The organism is Arthrobacter sp. MYb227 (genome assembly GCF_002975435.1).
Classification (GTDB): Bacteria; Actinomycetota; Actinomycetes; order Actinomycetales; family Micrococcaceae; genus Paeniglutamicibacter.
Window position 1 is genome coordinate 141,319 of sequence record NZ_PCPT01000003.1, and the last position, 22,085, is coordinate 163,403.

The 22,085-nt window shown below is 59.4% G+C and carries 22 protein-coding genes and 1 tRNA gene; 15 read left to right on the forward strand and 8 right to left on the reverse strand.

Annotated features, from left to right (window positions below):
- The first annotated feature begins 1 nt into the window (after position 1).
- The 3 genes from CQ018_RS08065 (at position 2) to CQ018_RS08075 (ending at position 1,637) form a co-directional block, all read left to right on the forward strand.
- Positions 2-445 (forward strand): DUF4233 domain-containing protein, encoded by a 444-nt coding sequence (locus CQ018_RS08065; RefSeq protein ID WP_105549484.1) that lies wholly within the window; start codon positions 2-4, stop codon positions 443-445.
- A 90-nt stretch (positions 446-535) separates the two neighbouring features.
- Positions 536-952 (forward strand): nucleoside-diphosphate kinase, encoded by a 417-nt coding sequence (gene ndk, locus CQ018_RS08070; RefSeq protein ID WP_105549485.1) that lies wholly within the window; start codon positions 536-538, stop codon positions 950-952.
- A 196-nt stretch (positions 953-1,148) separates the two neighbouring features.
- Complete coding sequence (locus CQ018_RS08075; RefSeq protein WP_105549486.1) at positions 1,149-1,637, forward strand: hypothetical protein; 489 nt, start codon at positions 1,149-1,151, stop codon at positions 1,635-1,637.
- Here CQ018_RS08075 and CQ018_RS08080 read toward each other — a convergent pair.
- Together CQ018_RS08080 and CQ018_RS08085 are read right to left on the reverse strand one after the other, a co-directional pair.
- Positions 1,634-2,041 carry a DUF2809 domain-containing protein gene (locus tag CQ018_RS08080; RefSeq protein WP_105549487.1) on the reverse strand — a complete coding sequence of 136 codons (408 nt, stop codon included), beginning with the start codon at positions 2,039-2,041 and terminating at the stop codon, positions 1,634-1,636. The two genes, CQ018_RS08075 and CQ018_RS08080, sit on opposite strands and share 4 nt — an antisense overlap.
- A complete protein-coding gene (locus CQ018_RS08085; RefSeq protein WP_105549488.1) occupies positions 2,034-2,669 on the reverse strand; it encodes a vitamin K epoxide reductase family protein in 636 nt (211 codons plus the stop codon). The genes CQ018_RS08080 and CQ018_RS08085 overlap by 8 nt, the downstream gene beginning before the upstream one ends.
- Before the next feature lie 618 nt (positions 2,670-3,287).
- Between CQ018_RS08085 and CQ018_RS08090 the strand changes: the two genes are divergently transcribed.
- From CQ018_RS08090 to CQ018_RS08150, 11 genes are all read left to right on the forward strand, one after another.
- On the forward strand, positions 3,288-6,767 hold the full coding sequence (locus tag CQ018_RS08090; protein ID WP_105549489.1) for a ribonuclease E/G: 3,480 nt from the start codon (positions 3,288-3,290) through the stop codon (positions 6,765-6,767).
- A gap of 195 nt (positions 6,768-6,962) precedes the next feature.
- The gene (gene rplU / locus CQ018_RS08095; protein WP_105549817.1) at positions 6,963-7,271 is read left to right on the forward strand and encodes a 50S ribosomal protein L21; all 309 of its coding nucleotides are present in this window, start codon (positions 6,963-6,965) and stop codon (positions 7,269-7,271) included.
- A gap of 48 nt (positions 7,272-7,319) precedes the next feature.
- Positions 7,320-7,574: a 50S ribosomal protein L27 gene (gene rpmA / locus CQ018_RS08100; protein WP_105549490.1), complete on the forward strand. Its 255-nt coding sequence runs from the start codon at positions 7,320-7,322 to the stop codon at positions 7,572-7,574.
- A 152-nt stretch (positions 7,575-7,726) separates the two neighbouring features.
- Positions 7,727-9,292 carry a GTPase ObgE gene (gene obgE, locus CQ018_RS08105; RefSeq protein ID WP_105549491.1) on the forward strand — a complete coding sequence of 522 codons (1,566 nt, stop codon included), beginning with the start codon at positions 7,727-7,729 and terminating at the stop codon, positions 9,290-9,292.
- Between the two features lie 6 nt (positions 9,293-9,298).
- Positions 9,299-10,441 (forward strand): glutamate 5-kinase, encoded by a 1,143-nt coding sequence (gene proB / locus CQ018_RS08110; protein WP_105549492.1) that lies wholly within the window; start codon positions 9,299-9,301, stop codon positions 10,439-10,441.
- 109 nt (positions 10,442-10,550) lie between these two features.
- A complete protein-coding gene (locus tag CQ018_RS08115) occupies positions 10,551-11,870 on the forward strand; it encodes a glutamate-5-semialdehyde dehydrogenase (protein WP_105549493.1) in 1,320 nt (439 codons plus the stop codon).
- 101 nt (positions 11,871-11,971) lie between these two features.
- A complete protein-coding gene (locus CQ018_RS08120) occupies positions 11,972-12,193 on the forward strand; it encodes a hypothetical protein (RefSeq protein ID WP_105549494.1) in 222 nt (73 codons plus the stop codon).
- On the forward strand, positions 12,114-12,824 hold the full coding sequence (nadD, locus tag CQ018_RS08125; RefSeq protein WP_374954182.1) for a nicotinate-nucleotide adenylyltransferase: 711 nt from the start codon (positions 12,114-12,116) through the stop codon (positions 12,822-12,824). Before CQ018_RS08120 ends, nadD begins: the two co-directional genes overlap by 80 nt.
- 14 nt (positions 12,825-12,838) lie before the next feature.
- Entirely contained in the window at positions 12,839-14,539 is a 1,701-nt protein-coding gene (locus CQ018_RS20690; RefSeq protein ID WP_146111848.1) for a hypothetical protein, read from the forward strand.
- A gap of 44 nt (positions 14,540-14,583) precedes the next feature.
- A complete protein-coding gene (gene rsfS / locus CQ018_RS08145; protein WP_105549498.1) occupies positions 14,584-14,997 on the forward strand; it encodes a ribosome silencing factor in 414 nt (137 codons plus the stop codon).
- Positions 14,998-15,070: 73 nt separating this feature from the next.
- Positions 15,071-15,146 (forward strand) — tRNA-Ala (locus CQ018_RS08150).
- 108 nt (positions 15,147-15,254) lie between these two features.
- Here the strand turns inward: CQ018_RS08150 and CQ018_RS08155 are convergent.
- The gene (locus CQ018_RS08155; protein WP_105549499.1) at positions 15,255-16,178 is read right to left on the reverse strand and encodes an NAD-dependent epimerase/dehydratase family protein; all 924 of its coding nucleotides are present in this window, start codon (positions 16,176-16,178) and stop codon (positions 15,255-15,257) included.
- 131 nt (positions 16,179-16,309) lie between these two features.
- On the opposite strand from CQ018_RS08155, the gene CQ018_RS08160 reads away from it, so the two are divergent.
- Positions 16,310-17,014: a TetR/AcrR family transcriptional regulator gene (locus tag CQ018_RS08160; RefSeq protein ID WP_105549500.1), complete on the forward strand. Its 705-nt coding sequence runs from the start codon at positions 16,310-16,312 to the stop codon at positions 17,012-17,014.
- A gap of 59 nt (positions 17,015-17,073) precedes the next feature.
- Here the strand turns inward: CQ018_RS08160 and CQ018_RS08165 are convergent, their stop codons facing one another.
- The 5 genes from CQ018_RS08165 to CQ018_RS08185 form a co-directional block, all read right to left on the reverse strand.
- Positions 17,074-17,775 carry a hypothetical protein gene (locus CQ018_RS08165; RefSeq protein ID WP_181149795.1) on the reverse strand — a complete coding sequence of 234 codons (702 nt, stop codon included), beginning with the start codon at positions 17,773-17,775 and terminating at the stop codon, positions 17,074-17,076.
- A complete protein-coding gene (locus CQ018_RS08170; protein WP_105549502.1) occupies positions 17,709-18,311 on the reverse strand; it encodes an FAD-binding oxidoreductase in 603 nt (200 codons plus the stop codon). Before CQ018_RS08170 ends, CQ018_RS08165 begins: the two co-directional genes overlap by 67 nt.
- Before the next feature lie 319 nt (positions 18,312-18,630).
- Complete coding sequence (locus CQ018_RS08175) at positions 18,631-20,607, reverse strand: AarF/ABC1/UbiB kinase family protein (protein WP_105549503.1); 1,977 nt, start codon at positions 20,605-20,607, stop codon at positions 18,631-18,633.
- Between the two features lie 181 nt (positions 20,608-20,788).
- Complete coding sequence (locus tag CQ018_RS08180; RefSeq protein WP_146111850.1) at positions 20,789-21,196, reverse strand: hypothetical protein; 408 nt, start codon at positions 21,194-21,196, stop codon at positions 20,789-20,791.
- Between the two features lie 449 nt (positions 21,197-21,645).
- Positions 21,646-21,969, reverse strand: coding sequence for an SdpI family protein (locus tag CQ018_RS08185; RefSeq protein WP_105549505.1), 324 nt, complete (start codon positions 21,967-21,969; stop codon positions 21,646-21,648).
- Positions 21,970-22,085: the final 116 nt, after the last annotated feature.

Sequence of the window (22,085 nt, forward strand, 5' to 3'; positions counted from 1 at the left end):
CATGGCAAAAATGACCAAGGCGCAACGTGAATGGCGTCCGGGACAAAAGAAAAAGCCCCGTTCGACGCGTGCACTTTTCGCCTCAACGGTGCTCAGCCTCGAAGCCCTCTTGGCGATCTTCATCGCACTTGCGGTCTTTGGACTCAAGCGCGATTCAATCCCACCGGTGCTGGTGCTCAGCGTCGGGGTGGCGCTGGCGATTGCCTGCCTGCTGACCTGTGGCCTGTTGCGCAAACCGCTCGGCTATCAGATTGGCTGGGGCATACAGATCGTCTTTATCCTCACCGGATTCCTCATGCCATCGATGTTCATCCTTGGCGCTGCCTTCACCGCAACCTGGTGGTACGCGGTGACCAAGGGGCGCACCATGGATCTGGAAACCGCGCGCCGCGCCAAGGAACAAGAAGCCTGGGAAGCAGCACACCCGGAGCCAGAAGAGTCCTAGACGGTGTGGTTCGGCCCGAAGTATGCCGGGGCGAACAGTAGGATTATTACTAAACAAACTTTTCATTAGCTGTTTATAAGGAGCAACTCCATGAGCATTGAACGCTCTCTCATCTTGGTCAAGCCGGACGGCGTCAAGCGCGGCCTGACCGGCCAGATCCTGGCCCGCATCGAGGCCAAGGGTTACACCATTGCCGAGCTGAAGCAGGTCACTGCGACCCGCGAGCTGCTCGAGGCGCACTACGAGGAGCACGTGGGCAAGCCGTTTTACGAGCCACTTGTGGAATTCATGCTCTCCGGTCCGGTGGTGGCAATCATTGCCGAGGGTCAGAACGTGATCACCGGGTTCCGCTCGCTGGCCGGCACCACCGATCCGACCACCGCGGCACCGGGCACCATCCGTGGCGACTTGGGTCGCGACTGGGGACTGAAGGTTCAGCAGAACCTGGTTCACGGTTCGGACTCGGTTGAATCCGCAACCCGCGAGATCGGCATCTGGTTCGCCTAAATCGTTGCCCCGTGAGGGGGTAAGAAGCCTCGCACGATTTTCCTTTCGGGGGGGATTTCGTGTGGGGCTTCTTTGTTGTTTCTGGGAACCTGTGGGTGCGGATGCTCGTAGTTCTAGATAGAACAGGTGCCCATCTACGAGGTGGCTTCATGCCGCGGGTGGCCCCCCTGACCGGAGCCGAAGGAAGCAGGATGAGATGTTGATCAAGACTAAGGCGAAGACAGCGATATTCGGCGCCTTGTGGTTGGCCGGGTTAATGTCGTTGACTGCATGCGGAGAACACGACCAGATGCAATCCGTACGGCTTTCGGCCGAGCCCCTGGTACAGGCCATCGAGACAAATCCCGAACGCATTGCCACGCTGGGATCGGTCTACGGGGACAAAACTGCCTTTGATCGTGCAGTGAACGTGTGTCCCTACACCGATGTCGCAGATGTGGAACGGGACCTGGGTTTCGCTTGGGACCTGGCGGCGAAATTAGCCCTTGATGATGAATCAAGGGGCAGCATTCTCTTGGTACAAGGTCAGCAAGTCTCTGGGATTATTGCGTTAGCGCGAGCCGATATTGATCTATGCCCAGCCGATTTTGAGTTTGCGGCACAGCTTGCCCCGGGGCAGCGACTTGAATTCGCGCGGGGTGTCGATGCGGCAGGTGCCACGGGGTGGACGGTGGTCAGAGGTTAGCCGGTGAGCGTTGCGGGGGTACGTCGCAAGAGACGGATCAAGTGATCGGCACCCAGCGCCAGCAACACACCCAGCAGATAAGCAAGTAGGTCAAGTGCTACAAAGGTGGAACCAAGCAGCAGCCTGATGGGTGGGAATGCGGCGCCAAGTGTTGCCGGCAGCGAGGTGATTTGTAGCAGTTCAACTGCAACACAAAAGCCCAGCGCGATCGAGACATTTGAGAGTATGGATCCGGCGGGGCGCAGGAATACCAACAGCACATAGATCAGTATCGCGTAGAGAATTCCCCCGGAAAGATCGGCAAGTAATCCGCTGCCCAAGAAGCGGGCCACAAGACCCAGCCCGATGATGGGGAGTATCAGCGCCGCGGCACCGATGCGCCTGCGGGTTACACCTCTAGCCACCGAGGAAGGCCTGAGGAAAGCGTATGAAGACGGACGCCGCGGTGAGCAGCAGCAACACGATGGTGATGACCCAGGTCCATTCGGCGGTGAAGCGTTTGAACCCCGCGGACGCCGGAATAACCCCGTGAGCAATATTGCGGGCAGTGGTATAGCTGAATATCGGAATCATCATGGCCCACACCACCATGCAGTAGAGGCACAACGCATTGATTTCATACAGCGCCTGGGACCAAAGCCAGATAATGAAGACCATCGCCAGGGTAACCCCGGCTTGCAGTCCCAGCCAGTACCAGCGGGCAAATTTGGCGCCTGCCAGCAGAGCCATGCCAATGGTGATCACGATGCCAAAGCCCACGATGCCCAAGAACGGGTTGGGGAAGCCCAGCAGTGCCGCCTGTGAGGACTTCATGATGGTGCCACACGATACCCACGGGTTGAAATCGCAGCTAGTCACATAGTCGGGGTTTTTGTACAGGGCCAGGCGTTCGAGGACCAGGATGCCCGAGGCGATCCAGGCGACGGCACCGGTAAGAACCAAGAGGATGCCAAACGGGGCATTCCTGCTCAAGGTCGGCAGAGATGATTCCTGACCGGCTAGCGCCTTGCCGTCGGCTCGGGACGTATTCATTGAAGGCTCCCATGGGGGTTGGTGCTGAAATGCTGTGCTGTTTCGGGCGCACCACGAGGGGAGCACCGGTCTTTGCAGTCTAACCGGACGGCGAGCCAGAAATGAGCTAAAGACGTAGATAGACGTGCAAGTCAAAGGGGATTCACATCTTTGACCGCCGGTAGGGTGGTGAAGAAACCCCGCGGTGGGAAGGGGTAGGCGTGAATAGTCGCGAGGAATACCGGGCGACATGCCCGAGTCAAGCCGTTTGCAGCTAAATGTCAATTGAAGTTGTGCCGTATGAGACAATTAGAATGGTTGTTCGCGGATCCACAGTCTGCTTTCAGCCCAACGACAGGCTTTCAAGCCCAATTGCGATGCATCTGCTGTGAAGTGACCGCCTATATGAAGGTCCGAGCGAATACCGCGATTTGGCCGCCGCAACACAAAGCGGCTTGTTTGAAAAAGCGCCGTTGGTTTTACCGGATGCCGCGCCCCGAGAAGGTTGGCGCACCCTGTAAGACTCGAAAATGACTTCCGTGGGACACGCGGCCAATTGGGCCCGGTTACCGCGAACTGACTAAGGCTCGACGAGCTATCTGTGGGAGCCGTCGAACCATGAGGAGCACTCTTTTTAAAATGGCAGCACATCGTGACGAATCCAAGGGCGCCGCTCAAGGAGCAAGTAACCAGGGTTCAAATAATCGGAACCGCACCAGTCGTGGACGCAACAACGAGGCAAGCGCACCGGTACGTCCGGCGCGACGGGCCATGACCCTCGCCGAGCTCAATGAAGCGGCAGCCGCACCCACCAGTAAGACCCGAGCCAATGTAGCCCCGCGCACCACGGCGGCTCGTCGTCGCCCGGCAAGCTCGACAACTCAGGCTCCAGCCAAGCGCACCCGTGCCGCGGCAAAGACCGAAGCAACTGTCGAATCGGTTGCCGCAGCCGCCAGCGAGGCGGCAATTGCCGCACCCGTTGTCGCAGAGCCGGCAACCAAGGCACCGGTCAAGCGTGGCCCACGCCGTGCCACCTCGGCGGTCACCTCGCCGGTAGCAACCTCCGGCATTATCCAGGCGCCGGTCGTTGTTTCGGCAGCGGAACCAACGGCCCAGGCTGCGACTGCCCCCGAAGCACCGAGTGCAGAGGTGCGAGAGGCTCCCCAGGCCCCGGCCAAGCGCCCAACTCGTTCGCGTTCACGCCGCGCCACCGCTCCGGCAGGAGATGCGACAACCGCCGCGACGCAGAGCGCTACTACCGAAGAGATCGTTGTCTCGGTGCCCGTCGTTGGGCAAAGTCCTGAGGTCATCGAGGCACCTGCCCAGGCAGTGACAGGTGAGGCCGAAACAAGCCAGGCAGATGAAGCATCCAAGGCACCAAGCCGTTCCGCACGTCGACGCCCCACCCGGTCGGCCCGCGGCTCCAAGTCCGCAGCACAAGAAGTCGGTGCCGAAAAGGCCGCAGCGGAGCCCCTCGAGGACGCCGCCGCAGCAACGGCAGTAGAGTCGATCGCTGCCGAGGCCATGGCGGCAGTTGAGTCAGCAGCCATCACCGACCCCTTCGCGATTCCGGAACTTGCACTCTCCGTGCTCTTCCAGGCACCGGATCTTTCAACTGTTGCACCGGTGGCCGAGAGCGATGAGGACGATGAGGAAGGTGGCAATCGCCGCACCCGTCGTACCCGCCGCACTCGCAGCGAGGGCGAAAGCACCGAAACCGAGGATGAAGATGCAGATAACGATGCGGTAGTTTCGCGCCGTCGTCGCCGTCGTCGTCGCGGAGATGCAGATCTTGAACTTGCCGGTGGCGGCGAAGATGATCCACCGAACACCATTACCCGGGTACGCGCCCCGCGCACCTCACTGGATTCGGTGATGAGCAACAAGGTCACCGCCGTGAAGGGTTCGACCCGCCTCGAGGCCAAGCGTCAGCGCCGCCGTGATTCGCGTGAGTCTGGTCGTCGCCGTCAGGTGATCACCGAGGCCGAGTTCTTGGCACGTCGCGAATCCGTTGACCGCCAGATGATCGTGCGTCAGCGTGAAGACCGCATCCAGATCGGTGTGCTTGAAGACGGCATCCTGGCCGAGCACTTCGTGTCCAAGACACAACAGGATTCGCTGATCGGCAACGTCTACATCGGTAAGGTGCAGAACGTGCTTCCCTCCATGGAAGCAGCATTCATCGACATTGGTCGCGGACGCAACGCGGTTCTTTACGCGGGCGAGGTCAACTGGGATGTTGCCGGCCTTGACGGTCAGCCACGTCGTATCGAACACGCTCTGAAGTCCGGCGATACTGTACTTGTGCAGGTCACCAAGGACCCGGTGGGTCACAAGGGTGCCCGCCTGACCTCCCAGATTTCGCTTCCGGGCCGCTACCTGGTCTACGTACCGGGCGGCTCGATGACCGGTATCTCACGCAAGCTTCCCGATGTTGAGCGCAACCGCTTGAAGAAGATTCTCAAGGATCACCTTCCGGAAAATGCCGGTGTCATCGTGCGCACCGCAGCCGAAGGCGCTTCCGAAGAAGAGTTGATGAATGATATCAACCGCCTGCGCGCCCAGTGGGAAGGCATCGAGGCCGCCTCGACCTCCACCAAGATTTTGGCACCGGAACTGCTCTACGGCGAACCAGATCTGACCATCAAGGTGGTCCGCGACGTGTTCAACGAAGACTTCACCAAGCTGATCGTCTCCGGTCAGGAGGCCTGGGACACCATCGAGGCCTACGTGACCTACGTGGCCCCCGATCTGATCTCACGCCTGGAACAGTGGGAGGGTGAGGAAGATATCTTCACTTCCTACCGCATTGACGAGCAGATTCACAAGGCACTTGATCGCAAGGTCTTCCTGCCCTCGGGTGGCTCGCTGGTCATCGACCGCACCGAAGCCATGACAGTTGTTGACGTGAACACCGGTAAATTCACCGGTTCGGGCGGCAACCTGGAAGAAACAGTCACCAAGAACAACCTTGAGGCTGCCGAGGAAGTTGTTCGCCAGCTGCGCCTGCGTGACATCGGCGGCATCATCGTCATCGACTTCATCGACATGGTCCTCGAGTCCAACCGCGATCTGGTGCTACGCCGACTGGTTGAATGCCTGGGCCGCGATCGGACCAAGCATCAGGTAGCCGAGGTAACGTCCCTGGGGTTGGTGCAGATGACGCGTAAGCGCATGGGCACCGGCCTGCTAGAGGTCTTTGGCGAGGATTGCGAGGCCTGCCATGGCCGCGGTGTGATCACCCACGATGAGCCAGTTGAGCACCGTCGTGCCTTCAACTCCGCTGGTGAACCGCACGCCTCGGCCCAACGCGCACAGGATAAGCCATCGCGTGCCGAACGCCGTCGCCGCAACCGCGGCCCGGAAACCGAGGCTCACACAGAGCCAGCTCCGGTAACTCCTGTTGCTGAGCTGAACGGTGAGCCGGAAGCCGACGATGCTAAGGCAAGTGCCGCACGCACGGCATTTGCTAATATTGCCGCCGCCGCGCATGCCGCCCACGAGGTTCAGGACGCCGATGGGGCAACATTGACTGTTGGTGGCGAGCCGGTGGTGGTTCCCAGCACACGTCGTCGCCGCCGTGCCGGTTCCGAAGTCAGTGCCCCGGAGTTGACCCTGGAGAATCTGGAAGCCGCGCTTCCCGATCACTCGCCGGTGGTTGAGCCAGAGGCGGTCATGGAGGTTCAGGTGCCAGCGGGGGAGTCGCAGGGTGCCACACGTGCCTCGCGTAGCCGCCCACGCCGTAAGGCGCGTTCTAAGAGCGCCGACTCCGTTCCGGCAACCGAGAACTCGGCCGAGGAGCAGCAATCAGCGGCACCAGTAATTTCTGGTGTTGCGGGTCAGGCGTCGGCCAAGGGGTCCTCCGAGCCCACCGGCAAGGTTGCAGAAATAAAGACTTCGGGTATCGAGCCGGTGGCACGCGTCAAGCGCAGCCGCCGTGCAACGAGCCCGCAAGGCGGATCCGATAGCACAGTTTCTGTGTCGTCGGACACGCAGGCAGCAGCGGGTTCCGCCCATGTTGCATCGTTAGCAGATATCCCAAAGGCCGCTCAGCCCCGGAAAGACGCGAATGCGCCGATCATGTTGGGCGTCGGGGTACCGGTTAACGAATTAAAATAATTGGGTCTTGACGACTCACTAGGGTAAGTTGTATTTGCTCTGGTAGCGCTTTTTAGCGTAGTCTAGATCCTCGGTGCGAACGCCAGCTTTCGGATTCTTCCGCTCGGCGTGCCAGCACAGCGCAATCCTCGTTAGTAGTTGAGGTAGTGATGCGCAGTAAGACATATTGAACGTCGAGTAGAAGTGAGTACCCACGTGGTGTACGCAATTGTCCGCGCTGGCGGCCGCCAGGAAAAGGTCTCTGTTGGAGACCTCATTACCCTTGATCGCCTGAAGGCTGCCTCAGGCGCCTCCATCGAACTCCCAGCCTTGCTGCTGGTTGATGGCGAAAAGGTAACTTCGGCAGTCGAAGAACTTGCCCAGGTAAAGGTGACCGCTGAGGTCATTGGGAACCTTCGTGGTGAGAAGATTGTCATCCAGAAGTACAAGAACAAGACCGGTTACAAGCGCCGTCAGGGTTTCCGCGCTTCACTGACCCAGGTCAAGGTCACCTCGATCGCTTAATTGCGGTTGATTCCAAGAATTCTCATTACCTGAAGGTAGGCACATTCCATGGCAAGTAAGAAGGGCGCAAGCTCCACTCGTAACGGCCGCGATTCCAACCCACAGTACCTTGGCGTCAAGCGCTTCGGTGGCCAGGTTGTATCGGCCGGCGAAATCATTGTTCGCCAGCGTGGCACCCACTTCCACCCGGGCGCCGGCGTGGGTCGTGGCAAGGACGACACCCTGTTCGCACTGCAGGCCGGGGCCGTCGAATTCGGCACCCGTCGTGGTCGTCGCGTCGTGAACATCGTTATCGCTGACTAATTAGCGCATAACCGCATTCATTACACATAGAGGGTGGGCCGCACGGCTCACCCTCTATGTGGTTTTATAAGATCATTAGGGTTTTAACCACTCGCTTTGGCTAGCGTTCCGGTAGAACCGCATCACCCCCTTTTTGCTAGGAGCTTCAACCCGTGGCAGCCTTTATTGACCGAGTGGTCCTCCATGTCTCCGGTGGTACCGGTGGACACGGCTGTGTCTCCATCAAACGCGAAAAGTTCAAGCCTCTCGGTGGTCCCGATGGAGGCTCCGGCGGTAACGGCGGAGACGTCATCCTGCGTGTTGACTCGCAAACCACCACGCTGCTGTCCTACCACCACTCACCGCACCGTCATGCCGGAAACGGCGAAGGCGGCAAGGGCGATCTGCGCCCGGGCAAAAACGGTGAAACTCTTATTCTTCCGGTTCCCGAAGGAACCGTCGTCAAGAGCCGCGATGGCGAAATCCTTGCCGACCTGATTGGTGATGGCACCGAATACATTGCCTCCGCCGGTGGCATGGGCGGCCTGGGTAACGCCGGACTTTCCAGCCAAAAGCGCAAGGCACCGGGCTTTGCCCTGCTGGGTATTCCTGGCGGCAAGGCAGAAATTGTCCTTGAACTGAAATCGGTTGCCGACGTTGCCCTGGTGGGTTACCCATCGGCTGGCAAGTCCTCGCTGATCGCGGCGCTTTCGGCCGCTCGCCCCAAGATCGCCGATTACCCTTTCACCACCCTGGTTCCAAACCTTGGTGTGGTTGAGGCCGGAGAAACCCGCTACACCGTAGCCGATGTCCCGGGTCTGATCCCCGGAGCCTCCCAGGGTAAGGGCTTGGGCCACGAATTCCTGCGCCACGTTGAACGCTGTGCAGCACTGGTACACGTGCTTGACTGTGGTGCGTTGGAAGCCGACCGCGACCCGGTCACCGATTTGGATATCATCCAGGCCGAGCTTGACGCCTACGAGACCGACTCCTCATTTGCCGGTGCCGATGGTCAGATCATCCCGCTGAACGAACGCCCACGGTTGATCGCCCTGAACAAGGTTGATATGCCCGACGGGCGTGACATGGCAGAATTCGTGCGACCGGAACTTGAAAAGCGCGGCTACCGCGTCTTTGAGGTCTCCGCCATGAGCCGTGAGGGCCTGCGCGAACTTTCCTTCGCGATGGCAGAACTTGTCCTAGAGGCTCGCGCCAAGCTTGAGGCAGCACCGGAAATTGTTCCGGTCCCCGTCATCCGCCCCCGTGCGGTGAACCGCCAGGGCTTCTTTATCCGCAAGGAAGAGCGCAACCTAGAACCGCTCTACCGCGTCATCGGTGAAAAGCCCGAGCGCTGGATTCAGCAGACCGACTTCCGCAACGACGAAGCTGTTGGCTATCTCGCTGACCGCCTGGCCAAGCTTGGCGTCGAGAATCAGCTCTACAAGGTTGGTGCTCAGGCGGGAGACGCGGTAGTCATTGGTTCGCACGATGACGCTGTTGTCTTTGACTGGGAGCCAACGATGGCTGCCGGCGCCGAACTCCTGGGTTCACGCCGTGGCCAGGATGAGCGTCTTGCCGAATACGGTGCACGCCCCTCACGTGATGAAAAGAAGGCACTTCACGCACAACGTAAGGATGCCAAGGCTGCAACACGCGCCGAGCTTGAAGCGGAGCGCAAGGCCGGCATCTGGACCGAGTCGGTGAACTACAAGCACGAGCTTCCGAAAAAGGGAGAGTAGGACCTGATGGTGCGAGCCAATCACCTGCCTTCGGGCATTAATGAACGCCACGAGATTCCCAGTGCTTCACGCATTGTTGTGAAGGTCGGGTCCTCGTCGCTGACAACGCTTAATGGCGGAATCTCCGAGGAATCGCTATCCAATCTTGTGGATCGCTTGGCGGCAAGTGCCACCGCGGGAACCCAACTGATCTTGGTTTCCTCCGGTGCTATTGCCGCCGGGCTCGCACCACTGAACCTGGGACGTCGGCCGCGCGATTTGGCCACCCAGCAGGCGGCAGCCTCGGTGGGCCAGGGACTACTCATGGCCAAATACACTCAGGCGTTTGCCGCTCATGGTGTCACCGTGGGGCAGGTGCTGCTCACCGCAGATGATCTGATCCGTCGCCAGCAATACGCAAATGCATTCCGTGCATTAAACCGCTTGCTGGCCCTGGGCGTGGTGCCCATCGTGAACGAAAATGACACTGTGGCCACCCATGAAATTCGTTTTGGCGATAATGATCGGCTCGCCGCACTGGTGGCTCACCTGGTTAAGGCCGATGCGCTGATGCTGCTCTCCGACGTTGATGCCGTCTATGACGCACCACCTAATGATGGGGGAGTGCGCATCGATAGGGTCGATAGCGCAGAAGACCTAGCAACGGTGAGCATTGGATCTACCGGTGGTGCAGGGCTGGGTACCGGGGGTATGGCCACCAAGGTGGAGGCGGCAACCATGAGCGCCGAATCCGGTATTCCAACGCTTGTCACCTCAACGGCCAATGCGGCAGCCGCACTGGCTGGAGAAAACGTGGGAACCTGGTTCTCCGCCCGCGGGGGACGCCGTTCAACACGCATGCTGTGGCTCGCCCACCTTGCAGCAACGCAGGGGCGGCTCCTGCTTGATCCGGGTGCCGTGAAGGCAATTTCCTCGGGCGTTGCCTCGCTGTTGCCCGCAGGCATTACCGGGTTACACGGTTCCTTTGAAGCCGGAGACGCCGTAGAAATTACCGATGCAAGCGGCACCGTGGTGGCGCGCGGATTGGTGAACTACTCATCAGCCGAGCTGCCACAAATGCTGGGACGCTCAACCCACGAACTAGCCGGCGCGCTAGGTAGCGGTTATGAACGTGCAGTGGTGCACGTCGATGACCTAGTGGTCGTCTAAAATCATGCTCGGTGTAGCAGGACAGTAATTTCAGGTTTCGTATCAATCATGGCTCGCTCCCTTAACACAAAGGGGCGGGCCATGATGCTTCTTGCGTAGACTTGAGTACATGAGCCAGATAGTCAATGAAAACCCCCTGCAGAGCGACGATGCATCGACGGACCTCCAACCATCGCCGGCAGTTGCGGCTGTAGCAGCGATGGCTGACCGCGCCCGCTTGGCCTCTCGCGTCCTGGCCCGTGCCGACCGCAACTGGAAGGACCGCGCGCTACTAGCCATAGCAACGGCCCTTGACGAAAAGCGCGCCTATGTGATCGCCGAAAATGCAAAAGACATTGAAAGCGGCCGCGCCAACGGCACCTCGCAGGCCATGCTGGATCGCCTGCGACTGACCAATGAGCGAGTCGATGGGCTGATTTCGGCCCTTGAAGAACTTGCCGGATTGCCGGACCCGGTAGGAACCGTGCTGCGTGGACAAACCCTGCCCAATGGTCTGCGCCTACGTCAGGTTCACGTTCCAATGGGTGTCATCGGTGCCATCTATGAGGCGCGCCCCAACGTTACTGTTGATATTGCAGGATTGGCCCTCAAAAGTGGCAACGCTGTGTTGCTGCGTGGTGGCAGTGCTGCTGCAGAATCAAATAAGGCATTGCTGGGTCTGATCCGTGATGCGCTTGAATCCGTTGGACTGCCCGCCGATTCGGTAACCTCGGTTGATGCCTACGGCCGCGAGGGAGCAGATGCCATGATGGGTGCCCGCGGCAAGATTGACGTCTTGATCCCACGTGGAGGCCGCGAACTGATCCAGCGAGTGCTCACCACCGCGAGTGTCCCGGTCATTGAAACCGGTGAAGGTAATGTGCACATTTATCTTGATGAATCGGCCGATGCGCAGATGGCAGTGCCGATCCTGCTCAACGCCAAGACCCAGCGTCCCTCGGTCTGCAATACCGTTGAAACCCTGCTGATCAATGCCAAGGCCGCTGCGGCACCACAGGTTCTTGCCGCGCTGGCCAAGGCCGGGGTCACGCTGCACGCCGACGAGCGTGCGGTAGCACTTGCCGGAGAGATCCCCACGGTTGCTGCAACTGCTGCCGATTGGGACACCGAATACATGGATCTTGATCTTTCGGTGGCCATAGTTGATGACCTCGATGGTGCTATTAGCCACATTCGTGCGCACAGCACCGGGCATACCGAGGCAATCTTGACCAATAACCTGGCTCATGCCGAAAGATTCATTGCCGAGGTTGATTCGGCAGCCGTCATCGTGAACGCCTCGACGCGTTTCACCGATGGTGGACAGCTGGGTCTGGGCGCCGAAGTAGGCATTTCGACCCAAAAAATGCATGCTCGTGGCCCGATGGGGCTTCGCGAACTGACAACCACCAAGTGGATTGTCCAAGGTGATGGGCATGTTCGTTCTTAGCCTCGGCCCAAAGTGGGTACGATAGATGCTAAGAAGATAAATAGTTTGAACACCGTGCTGTGCGCATCGAGCATGCCCGGCACACAACATCCTGGAGAAACATGTTTACCCAGTCCCTGAACGCGGCAATCCTTGCATCGGAGTCCACCGGCGGCATCCCCACCGGTACCATGGCTTTGATCATCGGTGGCGGCATCTTCCTCCTGTTCATGCTGATGCTGCTGATCACCATGTCTTACACCAATGTTGGCAACCGCCACCAGGTCAAGGCAGAGCCGGAAGACACGCACCGCCAGCACGCTAACAAGCACGGCCATCAGTAGTCGTTTAGCGGCCGAGCGTACGGACCGCCCATTTCGCCTAGGCGTCATGGGCGGTACCTTCGATCCAATCCACCACGGTCACTTGGTTGCCGCCAGCGAGGTTGCCTCGGTGTTCGACCTTGATGAAGTGGTGTTCGTGCCTACCGGCACACCCTGGCAGAAATCCGATCGTGAAGTTGCCGAGGCCGAACACCGTTACTTGATGACGGTGATCGCTACCGCCGCGAACCCACGCTTTACTGTCAGTCGGGTGGATATTGATCGTCCCGGCCCGACCTACACCATCGATACGCTGCGCGACTTGCGCGCCCAGCGCCCGGATGCCGAGTTATTCTTTATCACCGGTGCCGATGCGATGGCAAAGATCATGAGTTGGAAGGATGCCGAGGAACTGTGGACACTTGCACACTTTGTGGGTGTCACCCGACCCGGGCACGAACTTCCAATGCTTGATCGCAATGATGTGTCATTGATGGAAGTGCCAGCCATGGCAATTTCTTCCACCGATTGCCGCGAACGTGTTCGCACGGGGCATCCGGTGTGGTATTTGGTACCGGACGGCGTGGTCCAGTACATCGGCAAGTACAAGCTTTACAACGATAAGAACTACGCAGTAAACGGCCAGAAGTAATTCATGGTCGGGAAATGGACAAGATGAGCGACGAGACCGGGCCCGCGCTCAGCAGGCGAGCCCTGCGTGAGCAGCGCCGTGCCGAGGCCGAAGCCCAGCTTGCCCGTGAGGCAGAGGAACTGGGCCGTACGCCAGCGCCATCGACCGGAATCACTCCGGCAGTGCCTGCTCCGGCTCAGAGCCCTGCCGCGAATCCAGCGGTAAGTGCGCCTCAGGCCACTGCGGCTAAACCTGCAGCTGCTAAGCCAGCCGCATCCAAGCCGGTGGCCGCAAAGCCAACCGCTGCTAAACTGGCCGCGGCAAAGCCTGCAGTAAAACCGGCAGCCCCGGATACTGCCGCGCCAAAGGCCACCCCGGCAGCGGCGAAGCCTGCCGCGGCACAACCAGCGTCAGTGGCGCCAGTCACCACCTCCAAGACTGTTGAACCTGCTGCAGACTCAGCGCAGATACCGACCCGAAGCCGTCGCGCAGCGGGAGGGGAAGTCGACGCACTTCCTGAACGTGCAACTCTGCAACGCGCCCGTGATCGTGAAGCACTACGCACGCGCCGCCGCCTCGAGCAAGAAGTTTCGAATCTTTCAGTAAACGAGCCGTCGCCCGGGGACGATCCGGCCCCGCTGACACGTAAGCAATTGCGACTGCAGATGCTTCAGGAAGCAGCAGGCAATGTTGCCAGCGCACCGAAGGCCGCGACGCCGGGTACTGCTAAACCAGCGGCCGGCAAGCCGGTGGCTGGTAAGCCGGTGGCTGGTAAGCCTTCCGATTCCAAGGCACCAGCCGGCACACCTGCAACGGCTAAATCCGTGGCAAAACCTGCCGCAGGAAAATCAGTACCCGAGGTCGAGCAGGTAAGCGTTGAAGAAGCACTTGCCCTGCGTCGTCGGTCCGGTGGCGGAGCACCCATAAATCCGGCTCCGACACCAGTTCAGGAGGATCTGGGGGACGTAGACCTTGAGGTACTCGCCCAACAGCGTGAACTCGCTGCCCGTGCGGCAATTATTGGTCGTCGCGCGGCCGAGCGCCAACGCCTCGAAGAATCAAATTCTGCGCGCGCCGGGGCACGTCGTTCTGACCCGTTCACCGGGGCCATGCATCACCTACGTGATGAAGACAGCGAACGTGCCTTCATCAATACGGGAATTAGCGGTCCGGAAACACGTGGCTTCCACATTTCCATGACCGATCAGGGCACCATCGTTGAGGCGCCCGCAAAATCTTCACCCACTGTTGCACCCAAAGCACCGGTAACCAAGGCTCCGGCGTCCAAAGCCGGAGCCCCCAAGAACTCGGCCGTTAGTGCGCCAGCACCCACGGCTAAACCTGCTGAAAAGCCTGCGGCTGCTACTCCGGCCCAGGCAGCTCCCGTTGCGTCCAAGGCAACCGGAGCGAAACCCGCTGCTGCAGCAGCATCGGCAGCAAGGGCCCCTCAAACCGGTCCAGCTGCCACCAAGCCAAAGGCGGCGGCTAAGTCCGCTCCTGCGGCAGCTACGGCGGCCAAGCCAGCACCCAAGGTGCAGGCCCCGGCCCCCGACGTTGAGCCCGAGGTGACTCACCCCCCGGTGCGTGCCGTTCGCGCACAGGGACTTGAACCACTTGACGCGCAAACCGCCGGTATGCGCCGTGCCAACAACATGTACCTGATGGTGATTGCGGCCCTGTCCGTCGGAGGCGCGGCGTTAGTTGCCGGTCTCATTATGATCCTGAACTCAAACTAGCGCCCCCACGAAGGTCGCAAACAATTTTCTCAAGGAGAACCCCCATGAGCGCCCACGAACATTCCCTGAACCTGGTCAAGGCAGCTGCCTTGGCCGCAGCAGACAAGCTTGCCGAAAACCTTGTAGCCCTTGATGTTTCCGAACGCCTTGGTGTCACAGATGCCTTCCTGATCGCCTCGGCAGCCTCCGAGCGCCAGGTCAACGCCATCGTTGATGAGATCGAAGACAAGCTCGACGAGCTCTTCGATATCCGCCCGGTACGCCGTGAAGGCCGCGGTGCCGGTCGCTGGGTACTGCTTGACTACGCGGACGTCGTCATTCACGTCCAGCACAACGAAGACCGTGTCTTCTACGCACTCGAGCGACTGTGGGGCGACTGCCCACTGATCGAGCTGCCGACCACCGGTGAGCCGGCAAGCGACATGTCACACGTTGAAACCCTGCCCGACTCCCTCTAAGAGTCCTCGATTTGCGCCACGTGTTAATCGTGGCCTATGATGGATGAGTTGCTCGCAAGGGTGGCTCCCATTTGGGGGTATGGCGCAGTTGGTAGCGCGTCTGCATGGCATGCAGAAGGTCAGGGGTTCGAATCCCCTTACCTCCACCAAATGAAAAAGGTCTCCGACTTCGGTCGGAGACCTTTTTCGTTCCCATCCAACTGATATTTGGGGCGGATATTCCGGATCGCGCACCGTAGCCCTCAGGCTTAGTGGGCTTAGGATTTACGCCACCATTCAACGGTTCTGCGTGCTCCCTCGGCCAGCAGCGTGGGGGATAATCCGAGGAGCGCTTGGCTGTGCGCGGAGTTCATCGCAAAGGGTTTATCGAACTGGTACGCCATTTCTGCCAATTCACGGGTCGCCGGATGAACCAGTCCGGCCGCGCGCAGGAGATGGCCTGAGATTCCCGATATCTTGGGTGCGGGACGTCCCGCCGCTTCGGCGAAAGCCTCGAGCATGGCTTGTTGACTGGCCGGGGGAGCGGTTGGCGCATGAAGCACGTTGTTCCACAGATCCTCGCGCAGCGCCGCACGAATCATCGCGGCGGCAAGATCTGGCAGGAAGGTGAATGAATGAGGCACTATCGGATTGCCAACGGCAACCAGCCGCCGACCGCTATGGACCGCTTCGAGCATTCGTGTTCCGGCATGCACCATCTGCGCATAGGGTCCGTAATAGTCGGACGCCACAACCGAAACGGTATTGGTGTCTGAAGCGGCACGGGCATGCAATAGAGCAGTTCGAATCCCGCGTTTGCCGCCTGTTGCGTTACGCGGTGAGTCTTCCCTCATGACTTCTCCGGGCTTTGAGTAAGAGTAGAGGCTTTCGGGAAAAATCACCGGGATTCCATGTTTCCCGGCCAGTGCAAGTATCGCTTCTTCGGCGACAGGAAGCGTCTGTGCCCACGCCTTGGCGGAGTATGCGGCGTGGATGCAGTGAAACACCGCGTTGGCACCATCAACAGCAGCGTCTAGCTGGGTAGGTTGCAGGGCATCGGCGCGAATTTTCTTGATTCCGCGGTGTTCAGGGCCGTTTCCGGAGCGGCTTGCGAGCGTAACGTTGTGTCCCTGATTGGCCAGGGTCAGCGCGACGGTGCATCCGATGGGTCCGGCGCCTGTGACGAGATATTTGTTGGGCATGGGGCAGTTCTCCTGAGTTTACAAATGAGAGCATCGCTCTCTTTTGTAGATTAGAAGTTGAGTGACACGAAAGTCAAGAGCGGTGCTCACTTAAGTTGACTGTGCTCACTAAGAAGGTGTGGGATGGGACTATGCAGGAAATACGAAGTCCACGTGAACTTGCGCGCGAGCGTACCATGGCCGAAATCATGCGCTTGGCCCGCGAACAACTGGCCAGCCATGGTGCCGCGGCGCTATCGCTTCGCGCCGTGGCCAAGGACCTGGGTATCGTCTCCTCCGCGGTATATCGCTACGTTGCAAGCCGGGATGAACTGCTGACACTGCTCGTCGTTGAGGCATACAGCGATCTTGGAGATGCCGTTGATACGGCCTTGAAGCGAGCACCACTAGCGGCCGAGAAAAGGTTTGTGCTCCTCGCACGGGCCGTACGCGCCTGGGCAATCGCCGAACCCGCCCGCTATGGCCTGCTATTTGGGACACCGGTTCCTGGTTACCACGCACCGGCCGGGCAAACGGTAGAAGCCGGAACACGTGTCGTGGTCCGCTTGATGGGAATTATTGAAGATGCTTGGAATGCCGGGGATATCACGGCGTCACCGACCGTCCCGAGCTTATCGCCCGGGTTGGCCGCGGATGTCGAGGCTCTGCGGACCGAGTATGATCTCAATTCACCGGGATGGCTGATAGCTAGAGGGCTGGGCGTATGGTCGGCCCTGTTTGGCGCGGTGAGCTTCGAGGTATTTGGGCAATACGGACCGAACACGCTCAGCGATGCAAGCGAACTCTTTGAACTATCGATGCGAGTTCTTGCAGCGAACCTCGGTTTCCGTGGGTGAGGTGTAGCCGGGGCATTGCTCCTTAATCCTCGGCCGGGCCATTCGGTCGACGCTGGCTCTCAGTCTAAGGAGTACCCAAAGCTGAAGCGCTGCTCGGGATCCCATGCTGATTTGACCGCACGCAACCGCCGCAGGGTTGGTTCGGCCCAGGCCTTGCGGACCTCCTGCGGTGCAGCCGCGAATCCCTCGAAGTTGATTTGCGTGCCGCCGTGGGCCCATGGGCGCAGGGCATCGAGCACCGCATTGGCTGCCGCGTCCACTACATCTCGCAAATGTGGCGGATAGGGACCTATGACGCCGAAATTGAACGCCGCATCGCGACCGCCCACCGCGATGCCATCGACCGGACCACGGGCGAAGGCACCACCGAGGTGCCGTAGCTCGGCAATAATGAGCGGAACATCGACCTGTGGACCGGCCGCACCTAGCAGCGCATCGATGGCGGCCGGGGGAAGCTCCTGCAACAATAGAGATCCGTCCCAGCCGGGCATGGGGTCGGACGGGTCCTGATGCACCGAGGAGATTGCCGCATACGGCATCATACCCACCAAGTTGATCACTGGTGCCGCGGCTTGCAGCAACGGTGCCAGCAGCGCGGCCCCGCTCGTCTCATCGCCAACATGCACATAGCGAAGGTGCACATTGGTTTTGCCGCGCAACGGTGCAGGGAACGCTTCCTCATTGGGCAACCGGATCAGGGCAATGGATGCCGTGGTGGATTCGGGCAGCGAACGCACCCAGTCGCCATACGCGTGAAGCACGGCGGCGGCATCCGACGGGGAAAAGAAGATGGCCCGCCGTAGACCTCTGGCACCGGCATGAGATTGAAATCGATATTGGTGACGATACCGACCGCACATTTGCCTCCGCACAATGCCCAAAAGAGTTCGGGCTCGGAGTCGGCGGTGACATGTTGCAGCGAACCGTCGTTGGTGACTATTTCGATGGCGTTGACGTGGTCGGCGGCGAAACCAAAGGTCCTGCCCATCGGGCCCATGCCGCCGCCCAGGGTGTAACCGATGACCCCGAGATCGGGCGAGGACCCGTTCAGCGGTGCCAGTCCATGTGGTGCGGCCTGGGCGATCACCGATTCCCAGCGTACCCCGGCACCAGCCCTGGCGCTGCCGGTGGATGTATCCACGCTTAGCGACTGCATGTTCGAGGTATTGATGAGCATGCCCCCGGTGCTGCTTCCCGCGTACCCGTGTCCCGTCGAGTGAACGCCGACCGGTAGATCGCGGACCTTGGCATGGCAGATAGCGGCCACCACGTCGGCCGTTGAAGCGGCCATGACCACGAGCCCGGGCTGCTTGAATGTGCCGTATTAAATCCGCTGCAGGCTTGCGCGAAACCGGGATCCCCTTTGGCCAGTGCCTTGCCATCAAGCAGCGGTGCCAACAGGTTTGTGCCAAAATCTGTGCGTTCTTTCACCGTCGTCTCCTTCTAAGTCCTGCGCCCAACGGTAGACCTCTTGGCGGCAGTGTAGAAGAGGTAAACGGTGCAGCATCGGTAGGCGGTACGCGGACTAGTTGAGGCATGGACTTAGAGGTCTTCTCAGCACCGAATATTTGGCTCATGGGACAGGACACGCGAAGGGTAGCAGCTACGATGGATTGCTATTCTCCGCGCCGGCGCCGGAAGATATCAAAGACCACACGCAAGGCGAAGATGGTAGCGAAGATGACCAGAGTATAGCCGAAGAGTTGGTACAGGGTCAGGCTTTCGGTGACTTGTGGGCCCCCATTGCTCACCAAAAGTATGGTGGCCATGATCCCCGTGACCCCGGCCAAGAAAGTCAAGATGGCCTCATGCAGCATCGAACGGACCATCTTGCGATCTTGCGGGTGCGCCAGCAAGCGCATATTGATTCCAAGTCGCCCGGCTTCTAAATCCCCGGTGATCGCGTCAAGGCGCCGGGGAATCCGTTTGAGGACCGGCAGCAGGGAAAGTGCTTCATTGTTCAGTGCCTCACGCAGTGAGGAAGGCCGGAAGGTATCCTTGGCGCGAGCCTTGCCATAGGCACGGGCCTCGGTGATCAAGTCAAAGTCCGGATCAAGCTGGCGCAGCGTTCCTTCGAGTACCGCCACGGCACGGAAGGACCCGGCAAGTTCGCCGGGTATCGCGATTCGGTGCTTGGCCAACAGCGCCACCAACATGGTGAACACCTCGGCCTTCACATCCGCACCGGGACCCATATAGCGTGAGACAAAACGGCTCAGCTCACGCCGGAGCATATCTTCATTGAAGTCTTCAGGAAGTGTTGCCATTTCTAGTAGGGCATCGCCGATGGCCCGTGAATCACCGCGGTAGAAGGCCAACAGGACTTCGGCAACCAGGGAGCGTAGTTCGGAGTCCAAACGTCCGACCGAACCAAAGTCAAGGAGCATGATGCTCCCATCGGGTTGCACCACGATATTTCCCGGGTGCAGGTCGGCATGGAAGATTCCGTCATCCATGATCTGATGCATCATTGAACGGAACAAGGCCGCGGCCTGCTTGGTGCGCTGCTCCGTGGAGAGTCCTTCGATGGTTCCCGGGGCACTGAGCGTGGCACCGGAAACCATCTGCATCACCAGCACCCGCTGGCCGCTGAATTCCGGGTAATGTTGGGGGATTTCGACGCGTTCGGAATCGGGGTGCCGTAACTGGGTGGTACGTAGCGCGGCGATATTCATGGCCTCGACCTCGTAATCGAGTTCCTCACGCAGCGAATCGGCGAAGCTTTCTGCTATCTGCACAATGCCCAACGATCGGCCCCAGTCGGTGGAGCGCTCAAGAGTTTTGGCCATGCGGATGGTGATATCCAGATCACGTTCAACCACCGGAATGATTCCGGGGCGCTGGACCTTCACGGCAACCATTTCGCCGGTGTGCAGTCTTGCCTTGTGAACCTGCCCGATCGAGGCTGCGGCGAACGGTTCGTGATCAAATTCGGCAAACGCACTTTCGATATCCTCACCGAGTCCGGATTCCAATACCTCGCGTACTTGATCCCATGGCGCGGGAGGAACGGCTTGTTGAAGTTTGGAAAGCTCTGTGATGTACTCCGCCGGTAGCAATTCTGCGCGGGTGGAGAGCACCTGTCCGAACTTCACGAAGGCCACCCCGGATTCCTGCAACGCCAGACGCAGTGACTTTCCGTTGGCCGTACGCTCGGCAATGGCCTCCGGTGTCGATGTGGTGCTGGGACGCTTGGCGGGAAGAATGCCGTGGGACAGGGCAATGCGGGTAACCTCGGCGTAACGCCGGGTACGTGAGAAACGTGATCTTAGTGAGGCGATCCATTGGTCGGGACGCATGATGGTGCCCGAGGGAAGAACGAGTTCGGCCAGCACCAAGAACAACGTGGCAACAATGAACACGATGCCGATCTGTACCGGTAACAGTGCCAGACCCGCGCTTGGATCTCGCCAGACAAAACGCGATTCGAAGCTAACCTCGGCACCGAGTCCGATCAGGCCGGCCACGATAATTCTGCCCCACCCCACGGTGACCCCGAGCAATCGGCGTACAAACATGGAAAGGATCGCGATGTAGATCACGGCGATGAGCGCAGTGAACAGAATCCGTCCCAGTATGTCGGCAAACTCCATGTGATCCTCCTGTTGACGGGGTGCAACGTAGTTACTAGACCCCGTAGGTGGGCTCTGGATTAAACTTTAGTGCACGGTCGGGAAGAATGAACCTGCTGTTGCGGTACCGGGACGGTCAAGCCGTAACGGGGGAGAGTGCTCAGGCAAGACCGGCGCGCTCATCAGGGATTTCGGCGTGGTTTTACCCGCCAAAAGTGATTCGGGTTGGCATCTCATAGAACGATCCACCGAATCTGATGTCCTTGCCTGCCTTGGCCGACCGCTTTGCCCCTGCAACGTGCGCCGATGCCTGAACGAGATATCGACGGATATGTTTGGGTACGTGGAGGGCCATGCTAAACATGCCACCAACGAATTTGCCCATTTTTCCCTCAGGCAGGGTATCGGTAAGTGCTTCCTTGGCCGTGGCGATGTCCTGATCATTGAATGGCAGCGGCATGAGCAGTTCGAGAACCAGTTCTTGATCCGCTGTCAGCTCCCATGGACCTTCTTGTGCCCAGAGATGGTCCACCACATAGTCGCGCGGTCCGCTCGAGTTTTGTGTGTCAGTCTCTTCGTTATCGCGCAACGTAAAATTAATCTTCTGCACGACTCGGGGCTCGGACTTGTGTCCCTGTAGGGTGATTTTCACCGGCAAATGCGGATCGTCCCAAGTGAAATCGACGGGATTGAAAGATCGATGCCAACCCCGCCTCCGCCGCCCATGCTGCGTTTGATCCAACCGAAGAAACCCATGATTCCCCCACTCAGTCTTTGATTTCGGCTGACCAAGTAGCGTCGAGCATGTGCTTTGGTCCCCACACGGGGGCCGAGTGCTTCCTAACATAGGACACCTTTCAAAAATAGGCACCCGAAACTAAAATGCATGCCGACTAGTACTTTGAGGTTCTTGAAGGAACCAGGGTGAGAAGAGAATAAAACTCGGGATACCAGAACCCTTGATGGTGTCTTCTGCGGTCGATTCGTTCATGCTGACACGTATTCGTCAGGTCCAGTCGTGGGTGCTGTTGCCTTGCCTGAGGGCTCCGGCCGGGACGGTCACTGCGCGCGGGCGGCCTTCGAAGCAGCGATGAACGTCCAGATCACGGCACACACGAAAACGATAATGGTTCCCGCATATGCCAGAGGGTCAAGCAGACCGAGAATGCTAAAAACAAGGCTCAGTACAAGTGCGAGTGCCGTGGGGATTATCGTGGCCCGGTGCCCGGCACGCCACGCGGCTTCGCTGCGTTTCAGCGCGGGTATACGGATACCTAGGAAATGATTGATTGGGATACTTCCTCTACTTGCCGCAAGTGCGACACCAAGAAGGAGGCACAATAAGGTCGTAAAAACCCAGGCCACGAGGGGTAGAGGCTGCATGAGGAATCACTGCCTTTCTTTGCTGGGCTACTGCCTTTGCGGCAGTATCCACCGTTTGGCCGGAGGGTAAAGATATCTGGCGATAGTGATGCTGATCCAGCCAAGGCAGAAACCGC